The 21,996-nt window shown below is 48.3% G+C and carries 23 protein-coding genes and 1 rRNA gene; 4 read left to right on the forward strand and 20 right to left on the reverse strand.

Going from position 1 to position 21,996, the window contains the following annotated elements; all coding sequences use genetic code 11:
• Complete coding sequence (locus tag HZS81_RS08890) at positions 1 to 465, reverse strand: flavodoxin (RefSeq protein ID WP_179930199.1); 465 nt, start codon at positions 463 to 465, stop codon at positions 1 to 3.
• 131 nt (positions 466 to 596) lie between these two features.
• Here HZS81_RS08890 and HZS81_RS08895 point away from each other — a divergent pair, with 131 nt between their 5' ends.
• A complete protein-coding gene (locus HZS81_RS08895) occupies positions 597 to 806 on the forward strand; it encodes a DUF2788 domain-containing protein (protein ID WP_179930200.1) in 210 nt (69 codons plus the stop codon).
• Between the two features lie 118 nt (positions 807 to 924).
• Here HZS81_RS08895 and HZS81_RS08900 read toward each other — a convergent pair whose 3' ends face one another.
• The 13 genes from HZS81_RS08900 to HZS81_RS08960 all read right to left on the reverse strand — a co-directional run bounded on the left by HZS81_RS08900 (position 925) and on the right by HZS81_RS08960 (position 13,283).
• Positions 925 to 1,218, reverse strand: a complete 294-nt coding sequence (locus HZS81_RS08900) for an integration host factor subunit alpha (RefSeq protein WP_179930201.1) — start codon at positions 1,216 to 1,218, stop codon at positions 925 to 927.
• An 81-nt stretch (positions 1,219 to 1,299) separates the two neighbouring features.
• The gene (gene pheT / locus HZS81_RS08905; RefSeq protein WP_179930202.1) at positions 1,300 to 3,681 is read right to left on the reverse strand and encodes a phenylalanine--tRNA ligase subunit beta; all 2,382 of its coding nucleotides are present in this window, start codon (positions 3,679 to 3,681) and stop codon (positions 1,300 to 1,302) included.
• 26 nt (positions 3,682 to 3,707) lie between these two features.
• Positions 3,708 to 4,727: a phenylalanine--tRNA ligase subunit alpha gene (pheS, locus tag HZS81_RS08910; protein ID WP_179930203.1), complete on the reverse strand. Its 1,020-nt coding sequence runs from the start codon at positions 4,725 to 4,727 to the stop codon at positions 3,708 to 3,710.
• 156 nt (positions 4,728 to 4,883) lie between these two features.
• Positions 4,884 to 5,237 (reverse strand): 50S ribosomal protein L20, encoded by a 354-nt coding sequence (rplT, locus tag HZS81_RS08915; protein WP_179930204.1) that lies wholly within the window; start codon positions 5,235 to 5,237, stop codon positions 4,884 to 4,886.
• 68 nt (positions 5,238 to 5,305) lie between these two features.
• Positions 5,306 to 5,500 (reverse strand): 50S ribosomal protein L35, encoded by a 195-nt coding sequence (gene rpmI, locus HZS81_RS08920; RefSeq protein ID WP_089725334.1) that lies wholly within the window; start codon positions 5,498 to 5,500, stop codon positions 5,306 to 5,308.
• Positions 5,501 to 5,582: 82 nt separating this feature from the next.
• Positions 5,583 to 6,122: a translation initiation factor IF-3 gene (gene infC, locus HZS81_RS08925; RefSeq protein WP_179930232.1), complete on the reverse strand. Its 540-nt coding sequence runs from the start codon at positions 6,120 to 6,122 to the stop codon at positions 5,583 to 5,585.
• A 12-nt stretch (positions 6,123 to 6,134) separates the two neighbouring features.
• Complete coding sequence (gene thrS / locus HZS81_RS08930) at positions 6,135 to 8,057, reverse strand: threonine--tRNA ligase (RefSeq protein ID WP_179930205.1); 1,923 nt, start codon at positions 8,055 to 8,057, stop codon at positions 6,135 to 6,137.
• Between the two features lie 212 nt (positions 8,058 to 8,269).
• Positions 8,270 to 9,139, reverse strand: a complete 870-nt coding sequence (locus tag HZS81_RS08935; protein ID WP_179930206.1) for an OmpA family protein — start codon at positions 9,137 to 9,139, stop codon at positions 8,270 to 8,272.
• Between the two features lie 263 nt (positions 9,140 to 9,402).
• Positions 9,403 to 9,870, reverse strand: coding sequence for a DUF2489 domain-containing protein (locus tag HZS81_RS08940; RefSeq protein WP_179930207.1), 468 nt, complete (start codon positions 9,868 to 9,870; stop codon positions 9,403 to 9,405).
• 117 nt (positions 9,871 to 9,987) lie between these two features.
• Complete coding sequence (gene cyoE / locus HZS81_RS08945; protein ID WP_179930233.1) at positions 9,988 to 10,905, reverse strand: heme o synthase; 918 nt, start codon at positions 10,903 to 10,905, stop codon at positions 9,988 to 9,990.
• Between the two features lie 45 nt (positions 10,906 to 10,950).
• Complete coding sequence (locus tag HZS81_RS08950; protein ID WP_179930208.1) at positions 10,951 to 12,003, reverse strand: COX15/CtaA family protein; 1,053 nt, start codon at positions 12,001 to 12,003, stop codon at positions 10,951 to 10,953.
• 34 nt (positions 12,004 to 12,037) lie between these two features.
• The gene (locus tag HZS81_RS08955; RefSeq protein WP_179930209.1) at positions 12,038 to 12,547 is read right to left on the reverse strand and encodes a hypothetical protein; all 510 of its coding nucleotides are present in this window, start codon (positions 12,545 to 12,547) and stop codon (positions 12,038 to 12,040) included.
• Positions 12,540 to 13,283, reverse strand: coding sequence for an SURF1 family protein (locus tag HZS81_RS08960; protein ID WP_241697431.1), 744 nt, complete (start codon positions 13,281 to 13,283; stop codon positions 12,540 to 12,542). The genes HZS81_RS08955 and HZS81_RS08960 overlap by 8 nt, the downstream gene beginning before the upstream one ends.
• On the opposite strand from HZS81_RS08960, the gene HZS81_RS08965 reads away from it, so the two are divergent.
• Complete coding sequence (locus HZS81_RS08965; RefSeq protein ID WP_179930211.1) at positions 13,243 to 13,440, forward strand: DUF2909 family protein; 198 nt, start codon at positions 13,243 to 13,245, stop codon at positions 13,438 to 13,440. The two genes, HZS81_RS08960 and HZS81_RS08965, sit on opposite strands and share 41 nt — an antisense overlap.
• A gap of 30 nt (positions 13,441 to 13,470) precedes the next feature.
• Here HZS81_RS08965 and HZS81_RS08970 read toward each other — a convergent pair whose 3' ends face one another.
• From HZS81_RS08970 to HZS81_RS08990, 5 genes are all read right to left on the reverse strand, one after another.
• Positions 13,471 to 14,331, reverse strand: coding sequence for a cytochrome c oxidase subunit 3 (locus HZS81_RS08970; RefSeq protein WP_179930212.1), 861 nt, complete (start codon positions 14,329 to 14,331; stop codon positions 13,471 to 13,473).
• Positions 14,328 to 14,918 carry a cytochrome c oxidase assembly protein gene (locus HZS81_RS08975; RefSeq protein WP_179930213.1) on the reverse strand — a complete coding sequence of 197 codons (591 nt, stop codon included), beginning with the start codon at positions 14,916 to 14,918 and terminating at the stop codon, positions 14,328 to 14,330. Before HZS81_RS08975 ends, HZS81_RS08970 begins: the two co-directional genes overlap by 4 nt.
• Before the next feature lie 26 nt (positions 14,919 to 14,944).
• Positions 14,945 to 16,576, reverse strand: coding sequence for a cytochrome c oxidase subunit I (ctaD, locus tag HZS81_RS08980; protein ID WP_241697432.1), 1,632 nt, complete (start codon positions 16,574 to 16,576; stop codon positions 14,945 to 14,947).
• A gap of 51 nt (positions 16,577 to 16,627) precedes the next feature.
• Entirely contained in the window at positions 16,628 to 17,743 is a 1,116-nt protein-coding gene (gene coxB, locus HZS81_RS08985; RefSeq protein ID WP_179930214.1) for a cytochrome c oxidase subunit II, read from the reverse strand.
• A 113-nt stretch (positions 17,744 to 17,856) separates the two neighbouring features.
• Complete coding sequence (locus HZS81_RS08990; RefSeq protein WP_179930215.1) at positions 17,857 to 18,033, reverse strand: DUF2970 domain-containing protein; 177 nt, start codon at positions 18,031 to 18,033, stop codon at positions 17,857 to 17,859.
• Between the two features lie 138 nt (positions 18,034 to 18,171).
• Between HZS81_RS08990 and HZS81_RS08995 the strand changes: the two genes are divergently transcribed.
• Together HZS81_RS08995 and HZS81_RS09000 are read left to right on the forward strand one after the other, a co-directional pair.
• Positions 18,172 to 18,561 carry a hypothetical protein gene (locus tag HZS81_RS08995; protein WP_179930216.1) on the forward strand — a complete coding sequence of 130 codons (390 nt, stop codon included), beginning with the start codon at positions 18,172 to 18,174 and terminating at the stop codon, positions 18,559 to 18,561.
• A 556-nt stretch (positions 18,562 to 19,117) separates the two neighbouring features.
• On the forward strand, positions 19,118 to 21,835 hold the full coding sequence (locus HZS81_RS09000) for a cation-translocating P-type ATPase (RefSeq protein ID WP_179930217.1): 2,718 nt from the start codon (positions 19,118 to 19,120) through the stop codon (positions 21,833 to 21,835).
• Positions 21,836 to 21,909: 74 nt separating this feature from the next.
• Here HZS81_RS09000 and rrf read toward each other — a convergent pair.
• Positions 21,910 to 21,996: ribosomal RNA gene (gene rrf / locus HZS81_RS09005) — 5S ribosomal RNA — on the reverse strand; the annotation flags it as partial.

A 21,996-nucleotide genomic window follows, 5' to 3' on the forward strand; every position in this document is an offset into this window, starting at 1 on the left:
TTAAGCCACCTTTAGCTTTTGCGCTTCTATCCACTCTTCGACCCAAGGCACCGCTGCGTCATCTGCCATAAACGTCTCCATGGCATCAATTTCTAGCCGTTCACCTAAACGCACTGCGCCATGGTCTTCTAGCAAAGTGTCGAGCGCTCGCCCTGCACCACAGAAAGTCTCACCATAGGAACTATCACCGAGCGCAATCAAACCATAACGCAATGCAGTAAGGGATGGGCTTTGCTCCGTTAACTGCCGGCTAAAATTGACGAAATTTCCAGGAAAATCACCGCTGCCGGTCGTCGAAACACAAAAGAGTGTCAAGCTTTCTGCCGACTGGGTAAGATCATTTAGTGTGGGCTGCTCAATAATCTCGACATCATAACCTACCTCTTCAAACTGCGGCTTTACTTGTTCAGCCACATCTAAAGCACCGCCGTACATAGTACCTACCAAAATATTGACTTTTGGCATCGTTACCCCCCTGTCAAAGTGTCACACAGCCAACTAAGAAGTCGACAAATACCCGATTAATTTGGTCAAATATTAACACGACCTTGCGAAACGACGCACGCCTTCAACCAGCACCATTACAGGGAAAACGCATGCAACAAACGTTTGAAACGTGGATAACACCGATCATGATCGGTGGTTTAATCTTGTTTATGTGCTTTATTATCTGGGACTTGGCCAAAAAGTCGAAAGCTGGCCGCTTTGGCACTTTTATGCTTTTCATTGTACTAGGCGCTGGCATGCTAGGATATGTCCTTAAAGTTGTCATTACTTGGCTAATAGAAAGCAACACCGGCGTATAACCACGCAATGCAGTAGCAAAAGAACGCAACCAAAAAAGGAGTGCCACTGAGACACTCCCTAAAAGCACTTTCTATCGATCTTGGCGCTCGTCAACGTTGGCCTTACTGTAAAGCCTAGTCAATCGCTATAATGCTCGACCTGCTGCTTGAGCTTCTGCCCTGGCCGGAAGGTCACCACCCGACGAGCAGAAATCGGAATTTCCTCGCCGGTTTTAGGGTTACGCCCTGGGCGCTCGCGTTTATCACGCAGGTCAAAGTTGCCAAAACCTGATAATTTCACCTGCTCGTTTTCACGCAGGCAGGCGCGAATCTCATCAAAGAAAGCTTCAACCATGGCTTTCGCTTCTCGCTTTGAGAGAGATAGCTCGGCGTGTAAATGCTCCGCGAGCTCCGCTTTGGTCAACGCACCCATAAGGCTTCTCCTTTTAGCAAATGCTCGGCCCAGGAAAGAAGGCACCGCACTTATTTCATTAACAGCCTTAGCTGATGATGCCTAACTACGCAACTCTGCACTAAACTCACTGCGCACCTGCGACACAATAGCACTCACCAACTGATTGATTTCATCATCATTTAGCGTGCGCGATGGATGCTGCCAGGTCAAGCCCAATGCAATACTCTTATGCCCTTCGGCCACACCTTTACCGGCGTAAACATCAAATAGCTTCACCTGCTTGATGTGCTCACCCGCTTGCTGTGTCGCCACGTCAAGCAACGCTTGCACAGGCACCGTTTCCTTGACAATAAAAGCAAGATCTCGGCGAACTTCCGGTTGGCGCGAAAGCGGCTCGAAAGAAGGAATTGCCCCCTCGCTTAATGCATCAAGGCGGACTTCAAACATTAACGCATCGACTTTAAGTCCTAATCTCGCACGAATTCGCGGGTGTAAGGTACCAATCCAGCCAACTTCACGATCATTGTGCATTACTTTGGCGCACTGCCCTGGGTGCAGAGAAGGGTGATCTGTCGGCTCAAAACGCCATGCTTGTGAATTCCCCCCTAGCACCACTAAACTTTCTAAATCACCTTTAAGATCATAGAAATCAATTTCATCACGCCCTCCGGCCCAACCCTCTGGGTAGCGGGTGCCACATGCAATAGCGCCGAGCATCGGTGTTTGACTTAGGCTATCAAGGTGGCCATTAAACACCAGCCCAGTTTCAAATAGACGCACCCGCGTCTGTTGACGATTAAGATTGTGCTGCAGCGCACGCACCAGGCCAGGAAACAAGCTTGCTCGCATCACAGACAGGTCAGCCGAGATGGGATTAGCAAGTATTGGCGACACCGCCTCAGGCAGCAAAGAAGCCTGCAATTCCGGGGCGACAAAACTGTACGTCACCGCTTCCTGATAACCACGCGCTACCATTTGATGACGCAGCTGAGATTGTGTAACACGCGCTTCATCGTTGGCACGAAGCGCCAAGCGTGCAGCTGGACGACGGACCGGAAGGTTGTTGTAACCATGGATCCGCGCAACTTCTTCAATCAAATCTTCTTCGATGGCAATATCAAAACGCCAACTTGGCACCTCAACATCCCAGCCCAGCTCCGTCACATCAACCTTTAGCCCAAGGCGCTGTAAAATATCAGAGACTTCTTGCTGAGGGAGGGACTTACTCAACGCGCTACGCAGCCGTTCTGCTCGAAAATTGATATGACGCTTTTCGGGCAGGTGCGCGTCGCTTTTCGCTTCGTTTAGCGGCCCCGCGTCTCCCCCGCAAATATCCAGCAGCAGACGAGTTGCCCGCTCAATGGCCACAGCGGTTAAATCAGGATCCACACCGCGTTCAAAACGGTGCGAAGCATCTGTATGCAACCCGTAAGAGCGCGCCTGACCTGCAATGGCTAAGGGGGTAAAAAACGCAGACTCCAAGAAAATCGTCTGAGTGTTAACGCTAACACCGGAGTTTTCACCCCCCATCACCCCGGCCATCGCCAACGGGCCGTTCTGGTCGGCAATCAGCAAAGTCTCTGGACGCAGCGCGATATCCTGGCCATCCAGCAGCGTTATGCTCTCGCCTTCCTTGGCTAAGCGCACCACCACTTCGCCGTGCAGATTGTCACGATCAAAGGCATGGAGCGGTTGACCTAACTCCAACATCACGTAGTTGGTGACATCCACGACGGGATCAATCGAGCGAATGCCGCTGCGGCGCAAGCGTTCCACCATCCATAGCGGCGGCGTCGCATTAACATTGACACCGCGGATTAACCGACCAATATAACGCGGGCAGTGCTCTGGGGCTTCAATGGTCACCGGAAAAGTATCATCGAATGCAGCGGTGACGCTTTCACATACCGGCCCGCTCACCGCCAATCGGTTAAGCACCCCTACTTCACGTGCCAGACCTTTAAGGCTTAAGCAATCACCACGGTTAGGCGTCAAATCAACCTCAATGGTGCTATCGTCAAGCCTCATATAGGCGCGAAAGTCCTCACCGGTAGGCGCAGCGAAAGGCAGCACAAAAATACCGGGCGAAGTGTCATCCACAAGCCCCAGCTCTGATTCAGAGCAAATCATGCCACGCGATTCAACGCCGCGAAGTTTTGCTTTTTTGATCTTGAAGTCACCGGGGAGAACACCACCGACTTGCGCAAAAGGCACTTTTTGGCCGATCGCTACATTCGGTGCGCCACATACCACCTGCACCGGTTCGGCCGAACCGTCATCGACCGTGCAGACACTGAGCTTATCCGCATCGGGATGCTGCTCTTTCGTAAGCACTTCAGCCACTACCACGCCATTAAAGGCAGCAGCAACAGGCTCAACAGCATCGACCTCCAGACCAGCCATAGTGATTTGGTCAGCAACGGCTTGCGTATCCAGCTGCGGAGACACCCACTCGCGCAGCCACTGTTCAGAAAATTTCATAGAAGTTCCTGTATTTGGCAGCGGGTTTAGGCAAACTGGCGCAAGAAGCGCAAGTCGTTTTCAAAAAAGAGACGCAGGTCGTTAACCCCATACCGCAACATTGCTAACCGCTCCGCCCCCATACCAAATGCAAAACCGGTAAAACGTTCGGTATCGATGCCGGAGTGGCGGAAAACTTCTGGATGGACCATGCCGCAACCCATTATCTCTATCCAGCCGCTATGGGAACATACTCGACAACCCGCCCCGCTGCACATCACACATTGAATATCGACCTCGGCAGAAGGCTCTGTGAATGGAAAGTAGGAAGGGCGGAAACGCACCGACAAGTCGTCGCGCTCAAAAAACGCCTGCAAAAAGCCCTCAATCGTGCCTTTTAGATCGGCAAAGCTAACCCCCTCATCGACCAATAATCCTTCCACCTGGTGGAACATAGGCGTGTGAGTCAGATCCGAATCACTGCGATAAACCCGCCCCGGGCAGACGATACGGATGGGCGGTTCACTACTTTTCATGGTACGCACCTGCACGGGCGAGGTGTGAGTACGTAGCAAGCGGGTGGCGTCAAAATAAAAAGTATCCGCCATACCACGTGCTGGGTGGTGGGCAGGAATATTCAACGCCTCGAAATTGTGATAATCGTCTTCAATTTCAGGCCCTACCGCCACGTCATAACCAATACGCGTGAACAGCCCCTCTATTCGCTCAAGCGTCCTTGTCACAGGATGCAATCCACCACTAGCCTGACCACGGCCTGGCAAGGTCACATCGATGCTTTCAGCGGCCAAACGGGCGTTCAGCGCCGCCGCTTCGAGCTGCTGGCGTTTAGCATCAATTTCGTCGGCTAGGATTTGCTTGGCTTGGTTAATACGTTCACCCGCCACTGGGCGTTCTTCTGGAGACAGTTTCCCCAGGCCTTTCAGCAAGGCGGTCACCTCACCTTTCTTACCTAAGTAGCGTACTCGTAACTCGTCTAGTGCGGCGACACTCTGCGCAGCCTGAATGGCATCGCGAGCCTCAGATACCAGAGTAGGAAGGTGATCCATCCGTTTCACTCCGAATTAAGCGGTGTCCATCCCTAAAGATGGCGTGGCACGTTGAAGGTAACAAAAAAACAGGGGAAGAGCGGCTGCTCTTCCCCTGGATGGGCCACAATATCATGACCTGGCTATTATCATGCGCCTGTCAGCGCAGAAGCAGCCTTACTGGGCAGCCTTGGCCTTCTCAACGATGGCAGCAAACGCTACTTTTTCATTGACGGCGAGGTCAGCCAGCACTTTACGGTCAATTTCAATACCGGCTTTCTTCAAACCGCCAACAAAGCGGCTATAAGACATACCGTGCTGACGGGCACCTGCATTGATACGCTGAATCCACAGCGCACGAAATTGACGCTTACGGTTGCGACGGTCACGGTAAGCATACTGACCTGCCTTGATAACCGCCTGCTTGGCTACGCGGAAAACCCGCGAACGCGCTCCGTAATAACCTTTAGCTTGCTTTAAGATTTTTTTATGGCGGCGACGAGCAACGACGCCACGTTTAACACGAGACATAACACACTCCTGAAAAAATGACTGAGACCACGCTTAAAGTGTGTTCTCAGAAAAAAGAAAACCCGATTTTAAAGATTCGGCAGCATACGCTGGATCAGCGCTTTATCAGCGTCGTGGATCTGTTTCATTCCACGCAGTTGACGCTTACGCTTAGTCGATTTCTTGGTCAGGATGTGGCTACGGAAAGACTGCTTGTGCTTGAAGCCGTTAGCCGTCTTCTTGAAGCGCTTAGCAGCGCCACTGTTACTTTTGATTTTCGGCATGAGAATAACTCCGCTCGATATTTTTTAGAAAACCCAGGGCCAACCGCGGCAAGTACCGCGGCCCGTTGACTTAGCCGTTGGATCACTTCTTCTTCGGTGCAAGAATCATGATCATCTGGCGGCCTTCCATCTTAGGAAAGGCTTCAACCGTTCCGATCTCTTCCAGGTCAGAGGCAATCCGTTCCATCAGCTTACGGCCGATGTCTTGGTGTGCCATCTCACGACCCCGGAAGCGCAGTGTGACCTTGCCCTTGTCACCACTTTCAAGGAACCGAATTAAGTTCTTCAACTTAACTTGGTAGTCACCCTCGTCAGTACCAGGTCGAAATTTAACTTCCTTGACCTGAATTTGCTTCTGCTTTTTCTTTTGAGCTGCTTTCTGCTTTTTCTGCTCAAAGACAAATTTGCCATAATCCATGATCTTACAAACGATCGGATCGGCATTGGATATTTGCACAAGGTCCAAACCAGCCTCCTGGGCGCGTTCAAGAGCGTCAGCAGTGGATACAACACCCAACTGCTCGCCATCTTGATCAATAAGGCGCACTTCGGATTCGGTAATTCGCTCGTTCATTGGTGGGCGTTTGTCTTGTGGACGCCCGCGCTGATTGCTTCGCTTGATCGCTCCGTCTCCTTAGGCAATTGACGATGTCGCCAGGGCTACTCTTTCAACCTCTAGGCGCTTGATAAGTGCATCAATCGTCATGGTACCGAGGTTTTCGCCACTGCGCGTTCTCACAGCAACTGAGTCAGCTTCGACTTCCTTATCTCCTACCACCAGGAGATAGGGAACCTTCTGTAGCGTGTGCTCACGGATTTTAAAGCCGATTTTCTCGTTCCTCAAGTCCGCCTTGACTCGTAAGCCATTTTTTTGCAAACGCTGCTCTAACTCTAGGGCATAATCCCGCTGTGCATCGGTAATAGTCATAATCACCGCTTGCTGTGGCGCTAACCAAAGAGGCATGGCACCAGCATAATGCTCGATCAGAATCCCTAGAAAACGCTCAAAAGATCCCAGAATTGCTCTATGCAACATCACAGGCGTCTTTCTAACACCGTCTTCGTCAACATACTGAGCGCCTAAACGCCCTGGCAGATTAAAATCTAACTGTAGCGTACCACATTGCCACACGCGATTCAGGCAATCTCGCAAGGCAAATTCAATTTTTGGCCCATAAAATGCTCCTTCACCGGGCTGCAGCTCCCAATCAAGCCCTGTGGCGTTAAGCGCAGCTTCCAAACCTTGTTCTGCTTGGTCCCAAAGTTCAGCTTCACCGAGAAAATCTGCAGGCCGTGTTGAGAGTTTGAGTTCGACCTCTTCGAAACCTAGCGTCTTGTAAACCTCTAGCGTCAACGCGATAAAGGCCTCTGCTTCTGCTTGGATCTGGCTCTCGGTACAGAAAATATGCGCATCATCTTGCGTAAACCCACGAACACGCATTAGTCCGTGCAGCGAGCCTGACGGCTCATTTCGGTGACAGCTACCAAACTCGGCAAGACGCAAAGGCAAATCCCGATAGCTCTTTAACCCTTGATTGAACACCTGCACGTGGCAAGGACAATTCATGGGTTTCACCGCATACTCGCGCTTCTCGGACTCTGTAGTGAACATTAATTCACTGTAGTGCCCCCAGTGCCCAGATTTTTTCCACAGCGAGAGATCAACCACTTGTGGCGTTTTAATCTCTTGGTAACCGTGTTCGCGCTGTATCTTACGCATGTAGTCTTCAAGCGCTTGATACATGGTCCAACCATTGGGATGCCAAAACACCATCCCCGGCGCCTCTTCCTGGAGGTGGAAAAGATCCATTTTACGCGCAAGCTTACGGTGATCGCGCTTTTCGGCTTCTTCTAAGCGCTTAAGGTATGCTTTTAACTGCTTTTTATCTCCCCACGCAGTACCGTAAATACGCGTCAGCATGGTGTTATCAGCATCACCTCGCCAATATGCACCGGCCAGCTTGGTCAACTTGAAGGCTTTTAAGTGACGCGTATTGGGCACATGGGGACCACGACACATGTCCGTATATTCTTCGTGGTGATACAAACGGATCATGGCGCCTTCTGGGATATCCCGCACAATCTCTTGCTTATACGGCTCGTCACGATGCAAAAAGGTAAGCATCGCTTTATCCCGGTCCACGTACTCACGGACCACATCATATTCACGATCGACTAGCAACTTCATCCGCGCTTCGATCATTTCTAAATCTTCTGGCGTGACGGAGCAACCAAACTCAATGTCGTAGTAAAAGCCGTCGTCAATCACCGGACCAATTGCCATTTTAGCATCCGGGTAAAGCTGCTTCACTGCATGGCCGATCAGATGTGCACAAGAGTGCCGGATGATGTCTAACCCTTCAGGGTCTCGAGCCGTAATAATCGCCACATCCGCATCGCTTTCAATACTGTCAGCAGCATCAACCAATTCACCATTAATTTTGCCAGCGACACATGCCTTGGCCAAACCAGGGCCAATAGACTCTGCCAGCTGCATGATGCTTAACGACTCTGTGAACTCACGTTGGCTGCCATCCGGCAGTGTTACTGTAGGCATTTGGTTATTTCCTTGAGCGCAGTGGTGACCCACACCAAGGGTCACATATCGCTATCAATGGTCATCGAGGTGAGGCAAGTGGAAAAGAAAAAGCGCTACTGCGCGCTGGCAACGAGCCTAGCAAAAGTTGCAGGCAGTATAAAGAAGGCGCGGAAGGGTTTCCCCTTCCGCGCCTGAACAGCTAAGTATTTCGTCAGCTGGATAGAGTGAGCTTAGTTCCACTCATCCAGTTCTACACGACGGTTTTCAGCACGGCCTACATCAGTATCGTTGGTGGCTACCGGACGCTCTTCACCATATCCAATTGCCCTCATGCGGTCAGCTTGAACACCGTTCTGCTGTAGGTAGCTAGCAACAGACTCTGCCCGCTGCTGCGACAGCTCTTTATTATAAGCCGCACTACCAACCGAGTCAGTGTGACCTTCGATGCTAACGCGAACCCCAGAATTGTTGGCAAGGCGCTCTGCGACAGTATTTAGCTCTTGACGTGCTTCAGGTGTCAGCCGAGCAGAGTCAAATTCAAAATTAACACCGTCAAGTACCAAGCTTTCTGGGCAACCCAGTGCGTTCACTTCAACACCAGCGGGCGTATTAGGGCACTGATCGCGATAATCCGGCACGCCATCAGCATCTGAGTCTAGCGGGCAGCCTTTAGCATCCACTGCGACCCCTGCAGGCGTTCCTGGACACTGATCACGGTAATCCGGCACGCCATCGGCGTCTGAATCCAGCGGGCAACCTTCAGCATCAACTGCTACACCCGCAGGCACTTCGCCATAGCTCGGGCACTGTGGTTCAGCTTTCGGTGAGTCATCAGCACATAATAGGGCGGCGATGGTGGCACCTGCCGTTGCGCCGACAGCAGCGCCAGTGTCTTCGTCCGACTCGCTGCTAGTGGCGTAACCTAGGCCGCCCCCAATAACACTACCTGCTAGGCCACAGACGGTAGGATGCTGATACCAGCTACGATCCCCATCTGCATTAGCCGATTGTCCTGTTGATTGGGAAGCTGAGCTAGCACAACCTGAAAGGCCTACAGCTAAAGCAGACCCAATAAGCAGGCCAGTTGTTGATGTTTTCATGCAAGACTCCTTCTTGATACAAAAATGGAAAGCGAAAATATAGGCCGCTTCCTTCCAATGCCGCCTCAGCTGAGAATCATTTTCAATGCATTGCGTCGATCAACGTGGGACAAAAATTACGTTTTTTTGGCAATGGAAAAGCTGTTTGCTTTTTTTATGTCCCCCATGTAGGACAGCATAGCAGAAACGTTATGGTTAGCATCACATCATATGCACAGCACATAGCGCAAGTTATAGTTTACCCTATTATCGTAGCTGTTTGTTTAATGGAGAGCACTTTTGCCCTTAGCTCGCCAGGCCGACACTTCTTTAGCAGCAGCCATCACATCTCCGCGCATCTCATCCTCCACGGTCATGCGTTCTTTATCCTCTCGCATCCGCTCGCGCGGTGTAAGCTGGTTACGTTCAGAATGTGTTTTAAGGTGACGCGTGCGATCATAGAGTACTGCAAATGCCTTAAACTCTTCGCGTTCGGCTAAGGAAGGATCAATAATTTCAAGCAACACCTTGCAGCGCCAACTTGCCTCTGTGATGTTCACCTGCTCCTGCAAGAGTGCTCCTACGATATAGTCAAGGTTTTCTAAACTATTTTGCTGAGCTCGTTGCTCCTCTTCTGTACGAAACGCTTCTCGGCGTTTCACCTCGCTGCGCAACGTATAAGCATAAGCCGCAAGACCTGCAATAATGATGATACCCACGACAACCAGTATTACCGCAGTCATCAGATTCATATATAACCCCACCTGATACGGACAATTCTACCAAAATTGTACACTCTCTCGACTAGCAACCCAAATAGCTGCAGAAACTTGCGAGATTAACCGCTTTTTGACATTCATATTAAATAATTACCACGCTAATGCTATGAAGTAGTGGTCTAGCAAAAGTGCACCAAAAAGACCTAGCAAATAGCGAATAGAGAACCAAAACGCAGCAAACGGTGCGTGAGGGTCTTTACCCCGCCATACTTTGCCGTTCCAATACATAAAACGAGCATTTAATAGCACAGCAGCAACCAGATATACGCCGCCACTCATACCAATCATAAACGGCATAAGCGTCGCGATGACGGTTAACCAGCCATAAAGCCATATTTGCAACCGGGTAAATGCCAAACCATGTGTCACCGGAAGCATAGGTATACCAGCTTTGGCATAATCATCACATTTATGTATTGCCAGCGACCAAAAATGCGGAGGCGTCCATACAAAAATAATTATCATTAACAGCAGCGGCTCAGGTGTAATTTGGCCAGTTATTGCCACCCAACCCAGGAGTGGTGGCGCAGCACCCGCGACTCCCCCAATGACAATATTTTGTGGCGTTGCTCGCTTAAGAAACGCCGTATAGACAAGCGCATAACCCACTAAAGATGCAAACGTTAACAGCGCAGTTAACTGATTCACCTGCCAAATTAAAAGCCCCACCCCAAAGCTGGATAGGAAGGTTGCCCATAACAGTGCAACAATCACTGGTAGACGCTTACTTGCAACCGGACGCCGTGAAGTTCTCAACATTAAGGCGTCCAATCGGCGATCGACAATATGATTGAAAGCCGCAGCGCCGCACGCGGTAAGGCCAATCCCCATTAAGCCAAAAAACACGTTGGAAAGCGCAGGAAAGCCTGGGCTTGCAAGTGCCATGCCGACTGCAGCGCAAACAAGCATCACCGCTACCACGCGGATCTTGCATAGGTCTAACAACTCTTGCCAACCCCACGAAAGCGTAGGCGTCATCACTGGAAGAGACATTGCTATATTTCGCATGGTTTGATCCTTCTTCATATAGGCAACTAGGCAACTGCAAAACGTCTACGTAGCCAGCCCTACAGCGTTATGTGTGGCATCGACATGAGCGTTATGTTGCTCACGTTGGGATAACCAAAACCCCACTATGAAGCTCACAACAAGAGCCGTTGCCCCGGCGGTATGCATAAGTGCCAACCAAAGTGGTAACCACCACAGCACATTGGCAATACCTATAATTACTTGTAGTAGATAAATACCTAGCACGACACTTAATGCTTGCTTCATTAAATACAGTTCACGATAGCGCCAATAAAGTGTAATCAATGCTACACCAAGCAATAATGCACCGACACGATGAACCATATGAATAGCTGTGCGAGCATCTGCATGAAGCTGGCCATGTAAATAGTTTGGCCCAACCGTTTGGGTCAGATGAAAACCTTCGCTTAGATCCATCTGAGGCCACCATTGCGTGTTACACGTGGGGAACCCTTGACATGCAATGCCTGCATAATTGCTAGACACCCAGCCACCTAAAGCAAGCTGCACGACCAGTAATGTGCCTGCTACCCACCACAGAAAGCCACACTTAGATGCTGTGTGTTTTATTACTTTTGGCTTTTGAGCAAATTGGCGAAGACATAGGTGCAGCCACAAAAAAAGCGATAATACACTCAGGCCCCCAAGCAAATGGAGCGTTACCACTTGTGGCCAAAGCTTTAAGGTGACAGTAAAGGCTCCGAAAGCACCTTGTATGAGAATCACTAGTAACAAAAAGATCGATATGCGCCTAGGCGAAGCCTTATTGAGCTTCAATGGCCATGCTATGACAACAATACTCAGCACGAGAAGACCCAATCCACTAGCCAAGTAGCGGTGAAACATTTCCACCCAGGCTTTAATCGGCTCCAGAGGGTGATCAGGATAGTAGGCGAAGGCTTGTTCTGTATTTGGCACTACTGCTTGACCATAGCAGCCTGGCCAGTCGGGACACCCCAGCCCAGCATCGACAAGGCGCGTCCAAGCGCCCACTAATACGACCAAAATGGTCAAAAACACACCTAATAACGTCAATCGCAACAACCACGTAAGGTGCCGTGAACTTGCATCAACCATACTCCCCCTCCCTAGATAGTAGCGTTAAAGCCTTTTAATAGGGGTTTACTTTCAGCGCGTGTTGAATATCGTCCAATAGTTTTTTTGTAGGCAAATGGGCATCAAAGGCAACAACCGTTTGCCCCATTGGGTCCAATAACCAAGCATGATTAGACTCAGCCCATTCTGCGCTCGACGACCAACGCGTGATTTTTTCACCAGGTAAAGCTGGATACTCGCCACCAATACGCAGCCGAGTAAGTCGCTCTGCATCACGGCCTAAAGCACGATGGAGACGCCAGAGTTCGTCGCTACGTTGGCTACATTTTTGAGAGCAATCAAACGCTAATACCCATGCTCCACGATGGAGTGGTTCCTTGTCGTCAATTGGCCATTGAGCCAGTTCAGGCAAATTCACATTAATATTGCCATTGGCCATGTTCTCTTCCGGAATCCCTACTCGCCACACCACCATGATCCATGCCATCAGCATAGGCGCAGCAAATATGGAAAAGATCATAATGAGCTTTAAACGCTGACGTTTCTGATAAGACAAGTTAATCATCGTGTTCCCTTATGTTTTTCGAATCTTTCAACAGCTGTCGCCCCCCTATCAACATCACCACGCAAGCAGCTATCGACAAGCCCCACCATTGAAAGGCATAGCCAATATGGCGACTGGGAGAAATCAAGTTTGGCTCCCACCAAGAAGCGAACACACCTTCTCCGTGTTGAGCATGCACCCACCCAGAATGATCAAACTCACCCAGTGTTTCTGACCATGCATCAAGGTTTAGCTGTTGCACCCGGGAACCCTCACGATTCGGACCGTAAATAGGCCCTTGTTCACCTGCGTTTTCCCATTCCCCTTTGATGGTGACAATTTTAAAAGGTGTGGCAGCACTTGGCTCAGCGCGACTTACCCCCATTTCCATAAAGCCGCGCTGAATTAACCAGAGTTGGTCATGTGTATCCACAAAAGGCGTTATTACTGCTACTCCTAAGCGCCCATCCAGTGTGCGGTTGTCTAAATAGAGCGTATGAGAGGCTAGATAGCGACCCTCTAATGTTACTTTAGCGCCATCTACTGGTGTATGCGTCATGTCGGTGAGCGCAGGCGCTGCATTTTTGCGCGCGAGTAATTCGCGCTTGTCATCAGCACGCTCCCACTGCCATATTCCTAACCAAAGACCCAATAGCACTAACACGCTCCAAAAAAACAACCACACGACATAGCGTCGTGAACGCAAAGAGGTTTTTATGTTACTCAAAACTCTGATTGTCATTGTTTTTGTAGCCATCGTTATCAGCCTAGCCGTAGGCTCACGCTTTTTACTCCATGATGCACCATCGTCGCGGCGCCTATTGATTACACTAAAGTGGCGCATTGGACTCACCGGTTTATTAATGCTTTTGCTTATCTATGGCTTTTGGTCAGGCACGTTAACCCCCAACTAAAGTCACAGGATTATTTGAATATATTGGAATTCATATAACATAAACAAACACAAAAAGCCCTATCCATACCACATCAACAAAGTGCCAATACCAGCATGCAGCCTCAAACCCAAAATGATGATCAGGTCCAAAGTGATTCTTATGAATTCTAAGTAGCATGACGCCTAAAATTATTGTGCCAATAATGACGTGAAGCCCATGAAAGCCAGTTAAAATAAAAAATGTGGCTCCAAAAATCCCTGCTTCTAGCGTAATGCCATAATGCGCATACGCTTCATAGTACTCTACGCCTTGAATAAAAATGAAAATGCACCCCAACAATACGGTACCTGCAAGCCAGTTACGGCATGTATGCCGATAACGTAATTTAAGCCCTTCATGAGCAACGGTTAACGTAATGCTTGAAGTCACCAAAATTAACGTATTTACCAAAGGTAGTTGCCATGGACTAAGAATCTGTTCAGGCCCAGATACGGAAGAGCCAGGGGGGTTAAGTAATGGCCAATGAGCCACAAACTCTGGCCATAATAACGCTGTTACTCCTTTTTCACCTTCACCACCTAACCAGGGAACGGCAAATTGCCGCACATAAAATAGTGCGCCAAAAAATGCGGCAAAGAACATAACTTCCGAAAAGATAAACCATCCCATCCCCCAGCGGAAAGAGCGATCCATTTGTTCGTCATAAAGTCCTCTACGTGACTCCTGTATGACATCGCCAAACCATAAGGCCATGATGGCTAATACGCCTGCTGCACCCACAACAGCCACAATTCCGCCATTACCATAAACAAGTTTAACCCCCATCCCGACCATGAAAATACCTAAGGCAAGCGACCCAAGTATTGGCCACCGACTTGATGTTGGAACGTAATAGCTACCACCACTCATATCACTTCCCCTTTTATACCAAGATAGCCATGGGCTATGGAAACCTCTTTTTCATCGACTGGGTATAGAGTATAAACAAGTGTTATCGTATTAATATCTTTAGGTAATTCGCGTACAACTTGAAAGACAAGCGGCAAAGTGAGCTTCTCATTGGCTTTCAATTTTTGCTCATCAAAGCAAAAACAATTTATTTTACGTAAGTATTGTGAGGCCTCAGAAGGAGAAACACTGGGCACAGCCCTACCCAAGCTTTCTTGATCGCTATGATTCATAAATGTAAAGCTGATTTCCGATACTTGTCCAGGATTAACCCTTAGCTGATTAGTGGCAACATCCATTTGCCAGGGCAATCCCGCACTTCCTCGAGTAATAAATTGAACAGTAATGTAACGACTATCATCCACATCTTGATGAGTTATTTGCTGTGCTCTTTTGCTGACTTTGCCATTTAGTCCTGTTACTTGACAAAAAACGTCATAGAGCGGGATCAAGGAAAAAGCAAACGCAAACATGCCGATTAATGCCGCAATTGACCTAACGACCGTACGCTTAACCGCCTTTTCCTGTTCTTGTTGGCGAGTTTCCATTCAACCCCCTACTTATTAAAAAAGTTTCACGATGTAGAGCGTTCAAATTTTGGTGGTCTTTCAAAAGTGTGTAGAGGGGCCGGACTAGGAACACTCCATTCGAGGTCTTCAGCCCCCTCCCATGCTTTTGCGGGCGCTTTTTTTCCTCCACGTACACAGATAACCACGACAATGACAAAAAGCAACTGGGATGTGCCAAAGAAAAAAGCACCTATACTGGAAACCATATTAAAATCGGCAAATTGCAACGCATAATCAGGAATTCGCCGTGGCATACCTGCTAGCCCCGCAAAATGCATTGGGAAAAACGTGAGATTGACACCAATAACCGATAACCAAAAATGCCACTGAGCAAGCCGCTCATTAGGATAATGCCCCGTCCATTTTGGTAACCAATAATACGCACCTGCCATGATCGCAAATATAGCTCCTGGCACAAGCACATAATGAAAGTGAGCAACAACAAAGTAAGTGTCATGATACTGAAAATCGGCAGGTGCAATGGCTAACATAATACCTGAAAAACCGCCAATGGTGAAAAGTACAACAAATGCTAATGCAAATAGCATGGGAGGTTCGAAGCTAATTGATCCCCTAAATAACGTTGTCACCCAATTAAAAACTTTTACGCCAGTCGGCACGGCAATAAGCATCGTGGAATACATAAAAAAAAGCTCTGCCACTAGTGGTAGTCCAACCAAAAACATATGGTGTGCCCATACTAAAAAGGAGAGAAGCGCAATCGCGGCCGTTGCATAAACCATTGAAGTATAACCAAATAAAGGCTTGCGAGCGAAGGTGGGTATAATGGCAGAAACAATGCCAAAAGCAGGCAAAATCATAATATAAACTTCGGGGTGGCCGAAAAACCAAAATAGGTGTTGAAACAATACAGGATCCCCACCACCAGCAGCATTAAAAAAGTTAGTGCCAAAGTTAATATCCATCAGCATCATTGTAATAACACCGGCTAAAACGGGCATAACAGCAATTAGCAAAAAGGCGGTAATTAGCCACGTCCATACAAATAATGGCATATCCATCAACCGCATACCCGGTGCTCGCATATTGAGAATCGTCGCAATAATGTTTATTGCACCTAAAATAGAACTTATACCAGCGATATGTATCGCAAGGATAAAAAACGTTGTCGAAGCGGGTGCATAGGTGGTGGATAGTGGCGCATAAAATGTCCAGCCAAAGTTTGGACCACCTCCCGGCATCAGCAAGGTAGAAAGTAACAGCGTAAATGCAACAGGGAGCAGCCAAAAGCTAAAGTTATTTAACCTTGGTAATGCCATATCTGGCGCGCCAATTTGCAAGGGAATCATCCAGTTAGCGAGCCCTGTAAATGCTGGCATTACCGCAGCAAATACCATAATTAGGCCGTGCATGGTCGTCATTTGATTAAAAAACTCAGGATCAATAAGCTGCAAACCTGGTTGAAAAAGCTCAGCACGTACTACAAGTGCGAAGACTCCGCCCACAAAAAACATGCTCAAAGAAAACAGTAAGTAAAGCGTTCCAATTTCTTTATGGTTAGTCGTTAATACCCACCGCATAACCCCTTTTGGTAGGGCCGTATGTGTATTCAACTGCCCATCTGCTGCAGCTGGTGTGCTGTGAAGTGGCATTGATTTGGGAGGTAGCTTAGCCATGGGACACTCCATTAATTATTTATGCTGGTGACGTATCATTTTGTCAGCGACTTACTGATCAACTTGCTCTGCGACTACTGACGGCTGAACCACGTCACCTGTATCATTTCCCCATGCATTGCGCGTATAAGTAACTACCGCTGCAATCTCGACTGGATTAAGTGTATCTCGGAAAGCAGGCATAGCAGCTCCCGAGACACCATTAATCACTCTATCTAAATGCCATGCTTGATCTGCAATAAGTTGTTCATTTCCGGCTAACGCTGGGAACGCGGGGGGGGACCCCTTACCGCCAGGCTGATGACATGAAACACAAATCGCCTCGTAAGTTGCTTGTCCACGCTCCATGAGTTCTGCGAGCTTCCAGTCTCGGTCAATACCGCTGATTTCTTTTTCAGCCGCTGCTTTGCGTTCAGCAATCCACTCGTCAAACGCCTTTTCCTCTATCGCATGAACCACGACCGGCATGAACCCGTGATCCATCCCACAGAGCTCAGCACACTGCCCCCGATAAATACCGGGTTCGTTGATACGTACCCAGTTTTCATTAATAAAGCCAGGCACTGCGTCTTGCTTAACTGCCAACTCCGGGACCCACCAAGAATGAATCACGTCATCCGATGTCATCAAAAAACGTACTTTACGGTTAACGGGGAGGACCAATGGGTTATCAACATCGAGTAGATATGTCTCGCCTCGCTTTTCCTCTCCGCTGATTTGTACTCGCGGTGTACTTAAGCTTGAGGTGAAGGCCACATTTTCTCCCATGTACTCATAACGCCAACGCCACTGCTGACCAGTAATCATGACATCTAAATCTGCATCAGAAGGATCATACATCTGTTTTAAGGTAGCCGTTGCAGGCACCGCCATTGCAACCAGAATCAGTACTGGAATAGCTGTCCAAAGCACTTCTACCAGTGTATTTTCGTGAAAGTGAGCCGCTTTCGCGCCTTTTGCGTGCCGATAGCGAAAAAGGGAATAAAACATCGCACCGAACACCAAGAGGCCAATCGCGACGCATATCCAAAATATGGTCATGTGTAAACGGTAAATATCGCCGCTTACATCGGTTACCCCTATCGGCATGTTCCATGCATAGGAAGCCGTTGGTACAAGAAAAGGTAAAACAGCTATGTAAGTCGACCAATACCTCAATGCCCGCATAGGCCCCTCCACGGTTATTATTGTTTAGCGTTTTTTTACGTCAGGATAAACGAATATATTTGCAGTATAGGTAAGAATGGCGCTACGTCACGGGGAACCGCCATTAAATTTTTTTACCCTTGAGCGGCCAGTAAAGCTATGCCAATTAGCACCAAGACGAAAATGAGTGTTACAGTGACCGCAGCAACCACAAAAGCGAGGGGCTTGTTGCTACTAAAATCTTCTTCACGCTGCTGATTTTTCTGCACCCCGATTAACGCTGCTAGAACAGATTTAATGACCCGCCACATACTCCCTCCTGATCGTCGATGCTTGGTCCTTTGATTTGCGACAAAGGTTTACGCCACCAATCACCACATATTTGACTATACTCATTATGGAATGTACTTCCGTGATCGAATTCAACGCAAACAAAATTGGAGGTCATCATGGCCACACCGTCTCATACCACTCCATTCGAGCCTTTATCCTCAGACTCGCTCACCCCATGGCTCTCCATCAGCCAGCCTATACTTCAATGGTGGATGGAACAAAGCGTGAAAGGGGTACAGCCGCTAATTAATGTACAACTTGCCTGGCTGGAAAGCGTATCGAGTGCGATGCAAATGGAAATTGAATTCTGTCAAGCTATCGCCGAAAGCAATGAAAAAATTTCACACTGCTTATTGATAAATCAAAGTTCACCGAAATCCGTGCAAGAAATAACAGATTGCTACCAACAGGCAATGCAAGGTCTGAGAAATGCCCAATATGACAGGTTTAATAAGGTAACAAAGCTGAGTCAAGATTTTCGCAAAGTGCTTTGGGAAGAAATTTGATACGAATAATACTCTCTAACTAATTTTTTTCATCATTTCCTATAATTTTGAGGATAAGGTTTGGCTAGATTTAATGTGAAAACTTCATTAAGCATTACGGCTATAGGGCTATTTAGCCTTACCGGGTGTACGACGTATACGTGGCCTGATGGAACAAAAAAGACCGTGCTTGGCGTTCCTGCGCAGGAAGAAAATCAACGTTATGAGGAACGTCATTCCGAGCCAATCAAATACCGCATCCCTGGGCAGATTTCTCCAGGCGCTCGCCAACCAGCAGATGAAGAATCTATGCCCTAACTGATGGCGCTAGCGCATCTCTTCGCTTTATAGATATTCAATGGGTAACCGAGCACTATGCCTCTTAGGCTTTACTCATGCTGTAGTGACCTAGCCAGCTGTAGCTGAAAAAATGCTTGGCAGTGTAACTATCGTAGCCAGCGAAGCAGAAAAATTAAAACCCTTTTGACTTTGTGCGCCCCTTCCCTTGGTATAAACGCTGCAGTGCAGCATGATGATACTTTAAGATGGTCATTCGTTCATCATAGGGAGCTCAAGGATGGAAAACCGCCACACCCCAAACGAGTCGCCCCCCATTTGGCACAGCATCACTGGTGAAGAAGCGCTTGAATGGCAAGGATCTTCTCTCGAAGGGTTATCTACACAAGAGTCTCAAGCGCGTCTGCAAAAATATGGCCCAAATCGTCTTCAACAGGAACGAAGGCGTTCTTGGTATCGGCGATTGATAGATCAGTTCAATAATATCTTAATGCTCATCCTACTGGTGGCCGCTATCGCCAGTTTTATACTCGGCCACTCTATCGACGCAGCCGCTATTATTGGAGTTGTCGTCATTATCGCGCTAATAGGGTTTGTCCAGGAAGGGAAAGCCGAGCAGGCTCTCGACAGCATTCGAAATATGCTATCTCCTCAAGCGAACGTCTTACGCGATGGTAAACGTACCACTGTTCCAGCCGAAGAGCTGGTTCCTGGCGATATCGTGCTTGTAGAAAGCGGTGACCGTATTCCTGCCGATTTGCGGCTAATTGAAGCACGACGCTTTCGTACAGAGGAAGCCGCTTTAACGGGGGAATCCATTCCCGTTGGAAAGTCTACAGACCCTACCAGCGATGATGCAGATCTTGCTGAACGCAAAAACATAGCGTTTGCCAGCACCATTGTAGTTCAGGGCAATGCCCGCGGGTTAGTTGTTGCAACAGGAAGCCAAACCCAAATAGGTAAAATTTCAGAACTTCTTCGCGACGTTGAACAAGTCAAAACACCGCTTCTCCAGCAGCTTGATCGTGCAGGCAGGGTTCTTGCGATCTTCATTTTAGGTGCTGCGGTTATTACAGCGATGCTGGGCACTTTAATCCACAACCAACCGGCTGCTGATATGTTTATGGCAGCAGTAGGGTTAGCTGTAGCCGCTATTCCGGAAGGTTTACCTGCAATTGTCACCATTGGTTTGGCGCTTGGCGTCCAGAGCATGGCTAGACACAACGCTATCATACGCCGACTCCCAGCTGTGGAGACATTAGGCTCTATTTCTACCATTTTTTCCGATAAAACCGGAACATTAACACGTAATGAGATGACGGCTCAGGCTATCTGGCTAGGTGATGAGCAGTTCTCTATCGATGGCATCGGTTTTGCTCCTAAGGGGAGCTTTTACCAAATTCTAGACAATGGCGATAAGGCAAGTATCGATCTATCCAAAGTCTCTACATTAACCGATTTTTTACGCGCGGCAGTGTTATGTAACGATACTGAACTACACCAGCAAGAGGGACACTATCAAATACAGGGCGACCCAACAGAAGGTGCCTTAGTTGTCGCTGCCGAAAAAGCCGGTATTACTACAGCCGATTTGCGAAAAGAATTTACGCGCTTGGATGTCATTCCTTTTGAGTCAGAACACAAATACATGGCAACGATGCACAAAGACGGTAATAAACAATGTGTGCTTGTGAAAGGGGCTCCAGACCAACTTCTGGAAATGTGTGATAGCGTCTTTACGGCTGAAGGCGACATCGCTATTGATCACAACGAATGGGAAAAACGTATACACGAGCTCTCATCACGCGGCTTACGCGTACTTGCCATTGCTGATAAACGCACTACCGCTATTGAGTTTCTTGATCATCATCACGTTGAGAAGGGGCTTCGCTTACTCGGCATTATTGGCCTATTGGACCCACCGCGAGAAGAAGCTATTGATGCAGTTAATTTATGTCAAAAAGCAGGCATACGACCAGTAATGATTACCGGTGACCACGCTTCGACTGCGCTTGCAATCGCTAAGCAACTAGGGTTCTCACACACTGAAAAAGCTCTGACTGGGCGTGAAATCGAATTGATGTCAGATCAAGAGATAGAAAACATTATTTTAGATATCGACGTATTTGCCCGCGCGTCTCCCGAGCATAAATTACGTTTGGTTAAGGCTATGCAAGCGAAAGGCGGTGTGTGTTCGATGACAGGAGACGGAGTTAATGACGGCCCAGCACTAAAACGTGCTGATGTCGGTGTAGCAATGGGGGTACAAGGTACTGAAGCAGCAAAAGACGCATCTGAAATGGTACTTGCTGATGATAATTTCGCTACCATTGTTCGTGCTGTGGAAGAAGGACGTAAAGTCTACGATAACATCCGTAAAACAATCACTTTTATATTACCCACTAACGGCGCTCAAGGTCTAGCTATTATGCTGGCAGTGCTATCTGGCTCAATTTTGCCCGTCACGCCATTACAAGCATTGTGGGTTAATATGGTGGTTGCTATTACTCTAGGGCTAGCATTAGCATTTGAAGAAGGCGAAAAAGACCTTATGCAACGCCAGCCGCGAGACCCTAAGGCCCCATTGCTCGACCTGTTTTTACTCTGGCGGGTTATCTTTGTATCAGTACTATTGCTAATCGGTGTTTTCAGTATGTTTTCTTGGATTCTTCAACAAGGTGGTAGTGAAGCCCTAGCCCGGGCGGGAGCCGTTAACATGCTAGTTACTGGTAGCGCAGCATATTTAATTAATAGCCGCTTCTTAATCAATAGTACGTTATCTCTATCAGGCGTGTTTGGTAGTAGCCCCGTATGGATTGCCATAATCATGATTATGCTGCTGCAAATGGCTTTTACTTACCTACCTTTCATGCAGCTTATTTTTGGTAGTGAGGGACTTGCCCTGTCACATTGGTCAGCTATCTTCATCGGCAGCATACTGATTTATCTCATTATTGAAGCTGAGAAAATATTGTGGCGCCGCATTGAGCTCCGTTAAAACCGTTACGTATAGTTTACTCTAAAACAAAAAATCCCCACGGGCATAAGCCCGGGGGGATTTTTCGGATAAGTGCCTGACGATGACCTACTCTCGCATGGGGAGACCCCACACTACCATCGGCGCTGAGCGGTTTCACTACTGAGTTCGGCAAGGGATCA

Source organism: Vreelandella salicampi (genome assembly GCF_013415105.1).
GTDB lineage: Bacteria > Pseudomonadota > Gammaproteobacteria > Pseudomonadales > Halomonadaceae > Vreelandella > Vreelandella salicampi.